Genomic DNA, 12511 nt, shown 5'->3' with positions numbered 1-12511 from the left:
ATCACTAAACCGGGGATTGCAGAAAAACCCTACCCATATGGGCAAAAAGAGGCCGCGCCAACTATTCCTTGTGTCCGCCCATCAAATAAGTTAAATAATAATTATTATCATTTGAGTGTCTGAGTCATGACGGTAACCTGGGTGAAGGGATGGGTCGGTGCCACCGACGGGGAGAGCAGCATGGCGCACTGGAAGGCGCAGACCCTGAGTGGCAATCGCCACTTCGACGCGGGAGAGCACGCCAGGGCGCTCGACTATTACCAGCAGGCCCTGTGGCTGGCCCGTCAGCAGTTCGCCTGCTGGCCGGATGCGGACGAAGCCGTGGCAGCCCTGGTGGTGGCCCACCACAACCTGGCGGATCTGCTGGTGGCCATGACGCTGCCGGACAGGGCCGCCGACATGTTGTGCCATGTCCACGACTGCCTGCTCGCCACCAGCCAGTCTCCCGCAAGCCCGGATCCCCTGCGGGCGGCGGCTCTGCGCCATAGCCGCAGCACCCGCACCGAGCTGCTCGCCTTCGTGCAAAAACACGGTCATCACGACGGCATTTTGCGCTGCCTCGGTCAATGTCAGTGCCAGACCGAGCCCGCCCATCGATTGCATTGAGCCCAACAAGAGAGAGAACGAACATGAGCCATACCCTGCCTGCCCTCGCCTATGCCTATGACGCGCTGGAGCCTCATATAGACGCGCTGACCATGGAGATCCACCACAGTCGTCACCACCAGACCTATATCACCAACCTCAATGCCGCCCTGGCCGATCTCCCCGAGCTGGCGGCCCTGCCGGTGGACGAACTGCTCGCCCGTTTCGACAGCCTGCCGGCGAGCGTGCAGGGGGCGGTGCGCAATCACGGTGGCGGGCATGCCAACCACAGCCTGTTCTGGCAGGTGATGAGCCCGCAAGGGGGTGGCGAGCCGGGCGGTGAGCTGGCGGAGGCGATCAATCGGGATCTGGGGGGACTGGATGCCTTCAAGCAGGTCTTCACCCAGGCGGCCCTGAGTCGCTTCGGCAGCGGCTGGGCCTGGCTGGTGGTCGATCAGAGCGGCAAGCTGCAGGTAGTGAGCAGCGCCAACCAGGACAGCCCCCTGATGGAGGGGCTGGTGCCCGTCCTGGGGCTGGACGTGTGGGAGCACGCCTACTACCTCAAGTACCAGAACAAACGTCCCGACTACATAGCCGCGTTTTACAAAGTGATCGACTGGGCCGAGGTGGCTCGGCGTTATGTGGCGGCGCTGGCCTGAGCCCTCTCCTTTTCTTCCCGCATAAAAAGAGACCCGCCATCAGGCGGGTCTCTTTTTATGCTCTGCTCAGGGCGCGGCCGCGCTGGGCGAAGCCGGAGCATTGGCTGCGGCACCACTTGGCACTTGGTCTGGGGCGGTCGAGACGGCCGCACTGGTCGCCTTGGCCGCACTGACGGCAGGGGCAGGTGTTGGCTTGGCGGCTGGTACCATGGGCAGGCAGGGCTGGCTGGCCCCTATGGTGCTCAGGGCCTGGCAGGGGGCAGGGCCACCGATGACGATGGGCTCGCCGAGGAACTTGGGCCCCTTGTCCAGCACGTAGAGATCGAGCAGCCCCATCAGGCGGGCGAACACCTCGCGCACCCGGGTCTTGATGCCCTGATAGGCGCTGGGATCCAGGGCGTTGAAGCCGACGGCCTCGATGCCGAAGTGGCGGGCGATGAAGATGGCGCGCTCGTTGTGGAAGGCCTGGGAGACCACGGTGAAGCGGGCCTGACCGAACACCTCCTTGGCCCTCACTATAGAGTCCAGGGTGCGAAAGCCCGCGTAGTCGCTGTAGATGGCGCTGGCCGGGATGCCCGCCTGGATCAGGGCCCGCCGCATCTGGCGCGGCTCGTTGTACTGGACGGTGGCGTTGTCGCCGGAGACCAGGATGTAGTCCACCTTGCCGTTGTTGTAGAGCTCGGCGGCGGCCTTGATCCTGTATTTGAAGTAGTGGTTCGGGCTGCCCCCGATCAGATATTTGGAGGTGCCGAGCACCAGGGCGACCCGATTGTAGGGCACCGCATCGACGTCGTCGTAGGTGTAGTGACGGGCGTCGGAGACGGTCCACTCGCTGTAGCCCAGCAGCGCGGCGACTGAGGCCAGCAACAGGCAGAGGCAGGCGAGCAGGATCTTGGCAAACTTCTTCATGCGCGGTGCGGTTCGGGTCTGAAGTAAGAGATGACAGGGGGCCATTCTATTACAAGTTGCCGTGGCGCGTCAGGTTTGATGCGCCCCCATGGCGTCACTCGGGCACAGGCTGTCGCAGAGCGCGGCGCTATCTTGAGCCCATCAAGGGGCGCCATAAACAAGGGCAGCCATGGCCGCCCCTCCTCATTCATGGCTCACCCTCAATGGGCCGAGTCGTTCGCCTTGCACTCGTCAGACTCCTTGTTGGCCTCCCACCAGGGCAGCAGATCGTGGCTCAGCCAGCTCTGGTAGGCCTCGCTGTCGCTCGCGATCAGCTGATCCAGCTCGGCCTCGAAGTCGCTCATCGCCTGCTGTTGATCCGGGCCTCGCAGGGCCCGGGCCATGGCCAGCCAGCTGGCACCGCGCCCTGTTTCGTTCAGGAAGCGATGCACCGTATAGGACCAGGAGTAGACCATCTCGCCCCCCTTGTCGTAATCCAGGTGCAGTATGTCGGCCAGGGCAGGTCGTTCGGCCGCCGGGCGACCGGCGACGTTGTCCAGGCCGCGGGCGAAGCACTGGCCGTGGGCGATGAACTCCGCCAGCCCTTCCGACCACCAGGTGGTGCGGTTGAGCGGGTAGTGGCCGAAGCTGCCGTACTGGTTGAAGCGACCGTCCAGATAGTGGACGTACTCGTGGCGCAGGTTCCACACCTGGAAGGCGGGGCGCTTCCACTCAGCCTCATAGGCGAAGAAGCGGGCCTGGTTGCCGGGACGGGCCGGATCCCCCTCGATGTAGATGCCGCCGTTGTCGGTGGAGACGCCGCCAAACAGGGCGCTGCCGTAGCGTTTCCAGTCGGCGGAGGAGTCGAAGATCACCAGCTCCAGCGCCTCGTTGAGATCGTCCGCCACCGGCTGACCGCCGGTCTCCATCTGGCGATGGAACTGCTGCTCCTCGGCACCCAGCTCACGGCAGATCCCCTCGGCCTGATCCATGGTCAGATCCTGGGCCCGCAGGCGCAGGGTCGGCGAGCAGGTGTGCTCGAACGGCAGCACGTCTTCCAGCCGGATCGGGGTGCAGAGACCGGCAAGCTCGCCGCTGATGCAGGCCTCGCCGGTGCGGTCCGTGTAGGTCAGGTAGTAGGTGGAGAGGGTCAGCGACATCTCTTCCAGCAGATCCTGGCTCTGCTGGCCGCCTGGGATCAGGCTGTGATGACGGATGAGGGTGATGACGGAGTCATCCAGAAGGGTGCGATAGTTTTCGCTCTCGTCGGGACGGGTATAACGGGCGACCCGATAGAGGCGGGTGTAGGCATCCAGCACGTTGTTGAGCAGGAACAGATCCTTGCCATCCCGTCCTTGCCACAGCGACAGCTCGCTCATGCCGAGGGCGTGCAGCTGTTTGCGCAGCTCGCCATCCTGCTGGCGGAAGTCGTTGGCGAAAGCGTCGCTATGGTCGCTGGCGAAGTCGAGGAAGTTGAGCAGATCGAACAGGCCGGTCGCCCAGGCATGCTGGCCGTTGATCTCGCTGGCATGGCGGGTGGCGTAGGCCAGCATCTGGTTGAACTGGCCGAGCAGGGTGCCAAAGCGGCTCTGCACCGCCGGGCTCCTGAACTGGCCGTGCAGGGCGATACTCCAGGCCCCCATGACGGCGCCCACCTCGTCGCTGGCCTGCTCCGGGTAGAGCAGCGGATGGGCGCCGAGAGCGGTCAGTGCTTCGGCCAGCGCCTCGGCGGCGGCCGGGCCGTCCTCCTTGTGCTTGCCATGGTTGTGGTAGTTGTGGGCACGCACATATTCCAGCAGCAGCTTCATGGCCGGATGGGCCGGCTGATTGGCCGCCAGCAGGCTCTGGATGCCGCGGGACACCGCCAGCAGCTTGCGGTCATCGTGGCCATAGTTCTCCTGCCAGACCGGGGCGGGCTGGCCACTGGCGTCCTGCACTATCCTGGCGGCGTCGGCGTCCAGCAGATCGGTATCGGGCAGATCCGGTTCGGAACAGGCGCGGCCGTCGGCGCGGCGGCAGTCGAGCTGCTCCTCCTTGCTGGCCAGCACCAGGGGGCGATTGAGCACCCGGCTCTCCTGCCACTCGGTTGTTTCCGGCAGGGTCTGCCATTCGCTGCCCCCCACCGGGTATTGATAGCCGGTGTCTTTCAGTACCACCTGCACCTCGCTGCCGGCGGGCAGGGTCTGGCGGCACACCCGGTAGCTGATGGTCTTGTCCCCTTCCTGACGGGTCTGGGGTTCATCGCACTCCTGCTGTGCCCTGGTCTCGTCCAGCTGCCAGCTGTATTGGCGCCAGACGTGCAGCTCGCTCACCTGGCGGGCGGCCTGGCTGCCCGCCACCGGTTGCAGGCGGAAGAAGATCTGCTCGAGGCGGCCATCCCGCTCGTTGGGGGTCTCTTCCAGCACGCTAAGCTGTTGCCAGTCTCGGGGTTGGTACTGCCATGCCTGCTCGGCGCAGCGCCCCTCGGCGTTGAGCTCGCAGCGATCCAGCTCCTGCTCGCTGTGACCCAGGACGATGCGCTCGGGGAGCGGCAGGCTGTCCTGACGCGGGGCGGTCGGGGTGCCTGCCAGCGGCTCCCAGCGGCCCTGTTTCAGGCCGTAGCCATAGTCATGACTGCTGGCCGGGATGGCCTTGCCGGCCGGCACCACCTCTTCACAGCTGAGGTAGCGGATCTGCCAGCCCTGCTCGACCCTGAGCTGCGGCTCGCCGCACTGCTGTTCGGCCAGGGAAGCCAGGTTGGCGTCGCGCCAGTCGAAGCGGCGGTAGACCCTCAGCTGCTGATAGGGGGCATCGCCATCGCGGGCGCTCAGTTCGTAGGTCACTTCGGTGAGGCTGTCCCCCAGCTGACGGCTGGATTCACCTGTGAGTTGATACTGTTGCCAGTCGGGGGAGTAGCTGGCCAGCGCCGAGGTGGCGAGCAGGCCGGGGGCTGCCAGGAGCAGCAGCCGGGTAGAGAGGTGATTCATCATGATCCCTTTGGTGGATGGAGTGACGTGGGGACCAGACAGGGTATTGGGCTCCAAAAGAATATCAACGAACCAGATGGCGCCGAGAAATCATCTATTCGGGAGCAAACAACATAAAAACAGCCCCAAGGGGGGCTGTATTGATAGCAAGGACTCAGCCCCATATGGGGGGCGGCGTCACTCCTCTTGCCGCAGGCTCTGGGCGAGCAGGGGGCGGGAGGGTTTCAGGCTGCCGCCGAGATCCGGCCAGGGCAGCCAGCGATCCGGCACCATAAAGCCGGGCAGGGTGGCTCTGATCCAGGCGGCCAGCTCGGCGTGGGGAACAGGTTCGCCGTGCCAGTCGATAAAGGCGGCGGGTCGCTGCCCCCACTGCGCGCTGGGGATGGGCACCACCAGGGCCTGGGCCACGGCGCCGTGATCCACCAGCCGCTGCTCTATGATCTCGGGCTGGATGTTCTCCCCTCCCGAGATGAAGAGGTTGTCGAGCCGCCCCTCCACCACCAGCTCGCCGTCCGGGGTGACGTGACCCTTGTCCCGGGTGTGGAACCAGCCCTCCTCATCCCGCGGCAGCACCAGATCCCCGGCCTGGAAATAGCCGGCAAACAGGGTGTCACCACGCACGCAGATCTCCCCCCGGCGGATGCATACCTCCCGCCCGGGCAGGGGCCTGCCCACCACCCCGGCACCGGCAGGCTGACCGGTGCAGACCTGGCTGGCCATCTCGGAGAGGCCATAGCTCGACTTGGGGGTGAACCCCAGGGCCTTGAGCTGGTTGACCAGGGGCTCAGGGATGGCGGCCCCCCCGAGCAGCAGCTCGCGCAGGCGGGTGCGAGCGGGGTCGAAGCCTTGCGCCAGCAGGCGCCAGAGCTGGGTCGGTACCAGCGAGAGGTGGGTGATGGGCTGATCCTCGAGCCGCTCCTTGAGGGGCTGAGTGCGATCGTCCAGCACCAGACTGGCCCCCGCCAGGAAGACCCGGAACAGGATGGCGTAGCCGCCCACGTGAAACAGCGGCAGGGAGAGCAGCCAGCCGCAGTCGCCATCGAGCGGGATCAGGCTGGCCGAGCCCCGGGCCGAGGCGAGGTGGTTGCAGAGCCGGTGCACCACCGCCTTGGGGCTGCCGCTGGATCCCGAGGTGAGGATCATGTTGTTGAGTTGGCCGGGTACCAGCGGGTAGTCCCCCTCGGCCGCCAGCTCGTCCGTGAAGTCGAGCCGCAACGGCAACCAGTCCCCCACCGGAGTCTCGCCCGCCGACCAGAAGGCGCAGGCATCCAGCTGTGCGGCCAGCTCGGCCTGCCTGGGGAGGGGGAAGGCGGGATTGAGCGGACAGAAGACGAGGCCGCTGCGCACACAGGCCCAGGCCAGCAGCACGTCCTCCAGGGCGCCGCGCACCACGGCGGCCAGATGATCTCCGGCCTTTAAACCCGCCAGCTCGAGCTGGTCGCACAGGGCGTTGAGCCGCGCATCCAGCTGCCGGTAGCTGAGGGAGGTGTCGCCGTGGATGGCGGTGCGCTCGGGTGCCGCCTGTGCCCAGTGGCGCACCGGGCAGGCTGTCAGTGAGGCGTCCGCTGCACGGACGGGCTGCATGGGGGCCCCTTCAGTCACGGTGAAACAGGGGAGTCATCAGGCTTGGGTCGGGTTGACCCTGTTTGTCCAGCAGATCCCTGGCCAGCCAGCGCCTGGTGTCGAGGCCGGGGGCCTGATCCGGCGCCCACTCCCCCGCGAGGCGGGCGAGCTGACCGAGGCCGACGCCGGACTCGAAACAGGAGGAGACGATCACCTTCAGCTTCAGCTCGCGGGCGCGGGCCACCAGGGCCTCGCTGTTGGCCAGGGAGCCGAGCAGGGTCGGCTTGAGCACCAGGGCCTTCAGCTGGGGTATGGGTTCCCAGGGCTTGCCCTGGGCCAGCAACTCGTCGAGGGCCACCGGCATGCCGGTGCGGTTGGCGACGAAGGCGATGTCGGCAAAGTCGGCGCACAGATCTTCCAGGTATTCGATCCGGTTCGGATCCAGGTGACCGCAGAAGGCCCAGGCCTCCTCGCGGGTCCAGCCCTGGTTGGCATCCAGCACCAGCTTGAGATTGGGACGCCGATCGAGCAACAGGCGGATCAGCGCCAGCTCGTCCCGCATGGGGTAGCGGGCCACCTTCAGCTTGGCCTTGAGGGGAGTCTCGTGCAGCCACTGCTTCCAGTTCTTGAGCAGCTCCTGGGGGGAGCCTTGAATGAGGGGATAGGGTTCGGGCAGGCTGGCGTCCTGTTGTGGCCAGTGACGGCGGGCACAGTCGAGCCCGAATTGCACCGAAGGCAGCCGGGGGGCCGGGGTCTGTCCCCTGGCCAGCTGCGCCAGGCAGGCCAGGCTCTCGGCCTGCGCCTCGGCCAGGCTCTCCCTGGAGAAACCGGGCAGGGGGGCTATCTCCCCCCAGCCGTCGTTGATGCGCACCAGCAGGCCCTCTCGCGCCACCTCCACCTTGCCGTGAAAGGTCAGGGGCTGGGTAAAGGGCAGTTGGTAGCGATAGAGGGCGAGTGTCATCAGGGGTTCCGCTTGTATTTGGAGAAGTCGGGGCGGCGCTTCTCGTTGAAGGCGTTGCGCCCTTCCTGACCCTCTTCGGTCATGTAGAAGAGCATGGTGGCATTGCCCGCCAGCTCCTGCAAGCCGGCCTGGCCGTCGCAGTCGGCGTTCAGGGCCGCCTTCAGGCAGCGCAGCGCCATGGGGCTGTTTTGCAGCATCTCCCGACACCAGCGCACGGTTTCCCGCTCCAGCTCGGCCAGGGGCACCACAGTGTTGACCAGCCCCATGTCGAGGGCTTGGCCCGCGTCGTACATGCGGCACAGGAACCAGATCTCGCGAGCCTTCTTCTGGCCGACGATGCGGGCCATGTAGGAGGCGCCCCAGCCGCCGTCGAAGGAGCCCACTTTCGGACCCGTCTGGCCGAACTGGGCGTTGTCGGCGGCTATGGTCAGGTCGCACATCATATGCAGCACGTGGCCGCCACCGACCGCGTAACCGGCCACCATGGCCACCACGGGTTTGGGGCAGGTGCGGATGTCGCGCTGGAAGTCGAGCACGTTGAGGTGATGGGTCCCCTCGTCGTCCTGGTATCCACCGTAGTCGCCCCGGATCTTCTGGTCGCCGCCGGCGCAGAAGGCCTTCTCGCCAAAGCCGGTCAGTATGATGGTGCCCACCTTGTCGTCGTAACGGGCATCGGCCAGGGCCTGCAGCATCTCTTTCACTGTGCGGGGGCGGAAGGCGTTGCGCACCTGGGGACGGTTGATGGTGATCTTGGCAATGCCATCCAGGGACTTGTGATAGAGGATGTCCTCGTAACCGGCGGAGCAATCCTGCCACTCAATGGGAGCGTACAGTTCCGCTTCCGTCATTGCCTCAATCATGGTGTTTTCCTTCTGGTGTGGTAATGGTCAGCCGGGCAATCCTGTCAGGGGCGACGGGGGCATGGAGTTGCGCTTCCGTCATTGCGTCAGTCATGACTCTTCTCTTCTGGTTGCTTGACCCACTCCCGCAGGAGCCGGGCAAAGGTGTCGGGCTGGCTGGCGTGCAGGTTGTGCCCGCCATCCAGAGCCAAGTGATTGATATTGCAGCCTTGCTTGACCAGCTGGCAAGCCAGGCGATGGAATTTGTGATCCCGGCTGCCGGAGATCCAGCGCACCGGCAACCGGGTTTGGCCCAGCCAGGGGGCGAGATCCGGCTGCTTGCCAAGGGAGGTGGCACGCAGCATGGTCGCCACGGCGGAACCCTCGTTGCCAAGGCGCCTGGAGATCTGATGGCCACGGGCCTCCTCGTCCAGATCGGCGAACACCCCCTGCCGGTACCAGTCCGCCAGCACCAGGGCCAGGGGCTCGCACTCGAAGCGCCGGGCCCAGCCCTCGTCGTGGGCGAGGCGGGCGGCGCGCTCGGCCTCCGGCAGGCCCGGATGGCAGTTCTCCAGCAAGAGCGCCTGCAACCCGGCGGGGGACTGGCTGGCGTGATAGAGGGCGAGCCGCCCCCCCAGGGAATAGCCCGCCAGCCGGTAGTGCGCGATATCCCGCGCGGCCAGCTCGCCGCAGAGCCAGCGATGGGCCTCGTCAAAGCCGCTCACCCTCAGCCCCTTGTTGCTGCCGTGGCCCGGCAGATCCAGGGCCAGGCACTCGATGCCGGGCAGGGCCTGGATGACAGGCCGCCAGTCGTCGGCATTGCCGAGCAGGCCGTGCAGCAGCACCAGTGTTGGCTGGGTTCTGTTAGTGGCCACGGATAAGGGTTCCCAGTGCCTTGAGATCCTCGGCCACCTCGGCGCTCGGCACCTTGATTTCAATCAGGGTTACCCCTTTTTCCAAGGCCGTAGCGTAGGCCTGTTCAAACTCACTCAGCGTGGTCGGCGCCCTGTAGTGCAGGCCGAACATGGCGGCGGCGTGCTCGAAGTGCAGGCCGTGGGGCAGACAGTAGTAGGTCTCCAGCAACGCATCTTTAGTCGGCACCGGCAGCATGCGGAAGATGCTGCCGCCGTCGTTGTTGAGCAGGATCACCACCAGCGGCTGGCTCCCCTTGCCGAGCAGGGCCAGGCTGTTGAGATCGTGCAGGGCGCTGAGATCGCCGAGCAGCAGTGTGGTCGGCTCGTCGCTGGACAGGGAGAAACCGAAGGCCGTGGCGATCAGGCCGTCGATGCCGGAGGCGCCGCGGTTGGTCATCAGCCGGCTGGGGCCCTTGCCGGTGTCGCCGAGCATGTCCATCAACCGGGCCGGCATGCTGTTGCCGACGAACAGCTGGCCCTGAATGAGCTGGGTCAGCCGGTGGCAGACCCCGAGTTCGGAGAAGCGATCGCAGGCGCGGCGGATTTGACTGCTGATGCCCTGCTGGCGCTCCGCCAGCCGGTGCCAGGGCAGATGGCGATGGTCCACCGGATGGGCCGAGGCGAAGGCGCCGGGCCTGCACACCAGGCGGCGGCGCAGCCGGTAGTCCGGATCCAGCCTGGCCGGTTGCGGGTCCACCAGCCAGTAATCCTGCCAGGGGTGCTGCTTGATGAACTGGCCGAGCCGCTTGGAGATGAGGCGGGCACCGAACTGCAGCAGCACCTCGGCCCGGGCCAGCTCGGTCACGAAACCGCTGTTTTGCAGGGCGAGATCCATGTGGATGAGGTTGCGGCTGTCGAAGCGGATCTGGCTCTGCAAGTCCGCCAGCAGCGGCCAGCCGAGGCGCTCGGCCAGCTGGGCCACCCGCTGCGCCTCTGCCGGATCCTGAATGCGGCCCGCGACTATGACACCGCGCTTGCCCTGCAAGGCGGCCCAGTCGGGCTGGCGGGGGCAGTGCTGCTCGCCCTGCTGCCAGGGGCTCCAGGGCTCCCTTGAATGGAGCCAGTCGCCGAGCGGGGCCAGGTAGTCGGAAAAATCCAGGTACGCCTCGCCGGGATAGAGGGGCTCGGGGTACATGCAGTTGAAGTGAACCGGCCCCGGGGTCAGTGCCTGCTTGGCCAGGGCCTGATCCACCGAGCTCAGCACGAAGGCCGCCGGGATGCTGGGGGTGGGGCTCGGCAGGTTCTGCTGATAAACGGGGTAGCGACCGAAGATCCCCTGCTGGTCGATGGCCTGGTTGGCGCCGTTGTCGATGAGCTCCGGGGGGCGGTCGGCGGAGAGGATGATGAGGGGCGCCCCGGTGAGCTGGGCCTCGGCCACCGCGGGCCAGAGGTTGGCCACCGCGGTGCCCGAGGTCATGATCACCGCCACCGGTCGGCCGCTCCCCTTGGCCAGCCCCAGCGCCATAAACCCCAGACCCCGCTCGTCGAAGTGGAGGTGACGGCGAAAGCCGGCATGGGCGGCGGCGGCCATGGTGAGCGGCGCCGAGCGGGAGCCGGAGGCCAGCGCTATGTCTCGCACCCCGAGGCGATAGAGCTCTTCCAGCAAGAGGGAAGACCAGACGTGGTTGAAGGTGGCATGCTGGCTGGCAAACGCTCGGTGCTCAGGCAATTGGCTGGCGGGCATAAGGCTCTCGCAGTGGGTCGATGAAAAACGCTATCCCAGCAGGGAGAGCACGTTGGCGATCTTGTTGTCGAGCTCGGCCCACTCGGCGGCAGGCTCCGAGCCTGCCACTATGCCGGCACCGGCAAACAGGCTGATGCCCTGCGCCCTGATGCGGGCGCTGCGGATGGCGACCGAGAACTCCGAGGTCTCCCGGCTCAGCATGCCGCAGGCACCGGCGTACCAGCCGCGCTGGTAAGGTTCACATTCGCGGATAAAGGCGAGCGCCGCCTCGCGGGGGGCTCCGCCCACCGCCGGGGTCGGGTGCAGGGCGGCCAGCAGTTGCCAGTCGCACACGCCGGGTTTTAGCTCGGCCTCTATGTCGCACTTGAGGTGTTGCAGCAGCCGCAGTTTCAGGATGCGCGGCTCGGTCAGGGTGGCGTCCGTGGTGAGCGGGGCCAGCCGGCTCAGGATGTCGGCGTGCACCAGCCGGTTCTCCAGCCGGTTCTTGCTGTCGGCCAGCAGCTCGGCGGCCAGGGCAGCGTCGGCCGCCTCGTCACCGGAGCGGCGTATGGTGCCCGCCAGCGCCTCGGTAAAGAGGTGGCTCCCTTCCCGGCGGTAGAGCCGCTCGGGGGAGCAGGCGATAAAGGCCTGCTCGGGGGAGAACTGGAAGCCGAAGTGGAAGCACTCCTGGGCGTGACTTGCCCACTGGGTGAGCAGGGACCAGGGGCAGAGGGGATCATCCCCATGCTGGCGGGTCAGCACGCTCTCCCGGGAGAGCACCACCTTGGGGGTGTGGGCCTGAAAGGCGGGGCTGGTTACCCGCTCTACCAGAGTTTGCCACTGGGCCTGACCCGGGACATCCCGGCGCTGCCATGGGCGTTTTTGCAGTGGGGGCAGGGGGGCTTCCGGTTTCAGGGCGTCGAGGGCGGCCTCGGCCGCCTGCAGTTCGGCATCCAGATTGCCGTCGGTCAGCCAGAGGTTGAGACAGAGGCTGACAGACTCCCCCCGGCGCACCAGCTCGATGCGCGGCAGCACGAAGCGGCAGGGGCCGAAGCCGTCCCAGCCTGGCTGGGCCGGATCGAACGCCAGGCCGCCGTAGTAGCGGGGGCTGTCTTCACTGTTTGAGTTGGCGAGATCGCAGACCCACTGGATATCCGCTGGCCGGGTCAGCTCGTGGATGGCGCCGAGGGCCACGTACTCAGGGCTTTTGGGGCCGCGGGCCTGCCAATAGATGCGGGGATACAGGGTCTGCGCCGCCAGCCATCCCGGGAAGAGGTCGACGTTGGCCGCCACGCGCAACCGCACGAAGCCGCTGACAGTGCTGTGACGCAGGGCGTCCAGTTGTTGCTTGAGATGGGTCTGAGCCAACATGGATGTCTTGTCTGAGCCGGATAGTCGCAATCGCTCTGGGGAGGATGGCGCAGGTTGATGCCAAAGGGCGATGATTTCCTATATATTATCTGCCCATTCTTC

10 protein-coding genes are annotated in these 12511 nt (G+C 66.4%); 2 read left to right on the top strand and 8 right to left on the bottom strand.

All coding sequences use genetic code 11. The features are described from left to right. Positions 1-180 precede the first annotated feature (180 nt). Complete coding sequence (locus tag ACB030_RS06120) at positions 181-606, top strand: hypothetical protein (RefSeq protein WP_139439193.1); 426 nt, start codon at positions 181-183, stop codon at positions 604-606. 23 nt (positions 607-629) lie between these two features. Further along, positions 630-1244: a superoxide dismutase gene (locus ACB030_RS06115; RefSeq protein WP_371158628.1), complete on the top strand. Its 615-nt coding sequence runs from the start codon at positions 630-632 to the stop codon at positions 1242-1244. 66 nt (positions 1245-1310) lie between these two features. On the opposite strand, the gene ACB030_RS06110 is transcribed toward ACB030_RS06115, so the two are convergent. The 8 genes from ACB030_RS06110 to ACB030_RS06075 all read right to left on the bottom strand — a co-directional run bounded on the left by ACB030_RS06110 (position 1311) and on the right by ACB030_RS06075 (position 12409). Further along, a complete protein-coding gene (locus ACB030_RS06110) occupies positions 1311-2198 on the bottom strand; it encodes a vancomycin high temperature exclusion protein (RefSeq protein WP_371158627.1) in 888 nt (295 codons plus the stop codon). A gap of 155 nt (positions 2199-2353) precedes the next feature. Next, positions 2354-5098, bottom strand: coding sequence for a collagenase (locus tag ACB030_RS06105; protein ID WP_371158626.1), 2745 nt, complete (start codon positions 5096-5098; stop codon positions 2354-2356). A 177-nt stretch (positions 5099-5275) separates the two neighbouring features. After that, positions 5276-6682 (bottom strand): AMP-binding protein, encoded by a 1407-nt coding sequence (locus ACB030_RS06100; protein ID WP_371158625.1) that lies wholly within the window; start codon positions 6680-6682, stop codon positions 5276-5278. A gap of 10 nt (positions 6683-6692) precedes the next feature. Further along, positions 6693-7622: an o-succinylbenzoate synthase gene (gene menC / locus ACB030_RS06095; RefSeq protein WP_139439151.1), complete on the bottom strand. Its 930-nt coding sequence runs from the start codon at positions 7620-7622 to the stop codon at positions 6693-6695. Next, entirely contained in the window at positions 7622-8482 is an 861-nt protein-coding gene (menB, locus tag ACB030_RS06090) for a 1,4-dihydroxy-2-naphthoyl-CoA synthase (RefSeq protein WP_371158624.1), read from the bottom strand. The genes menC and menB overlap by 1 nt, the downstream gene beginning before the upstream one ends. Before the next feature lie 86 nt (positions 8483-8568). Continuing rightward, positions 8569-9336 (bottom strand): 2-succinyl-6-hydroxy-2,4-cyclohexadiene-1-carboxylate synthase, encoded by a 768-nt coding sequence (menH, locus tag ACB030_RS06085; protein WP_371158623.1) that lies wholly within the window; start codon positions 9334-9336, stop codon positions 8569-8571. Continuing rightward, on the bottom strand, positions 9326-11059 hold the full coding sequence (gene menD / locus ACB030_RS06080; protein WP_371158622.1) for a 2-succinyl-5-enolpyruvyl-6-hydroxy-3-cyclohexene-1-carboxylic-acid synthase: 1734 nt from the start codon (positions 11057-11059) through the stop codon (positions 9326-9328). The genes menH and menD overlap by 11 nt, the downstream gene beginning before the upstream one ends. 30 nt (positions 11060-11089) lie before the next feature. Next, the gene (locus ACB030_RS06075) at positions 11090-12409 is read right to left on the bottom strand and encodes an isochorismate synthase MenF (protein ID WP_371158621.1); all 1320 of its coding nucleotides are present in this window, start codon (positions 12407-12409) and stop codon (positions 11090-11092) included. Positions 12410-12511: the final 102 nt, after the last annotated feature.

This window comes from Aeromonas sp. S16(2024), assembly GCF_041403065.1.
GTDB lineage: Bacteria > Pseudomonadota > Gammaproteobacteria > Enterobacterales > Aeromonadaceae > Aeromonas.
This window is presented reverse-complemented; position numbering and strand designations above follow the sequence as displayed.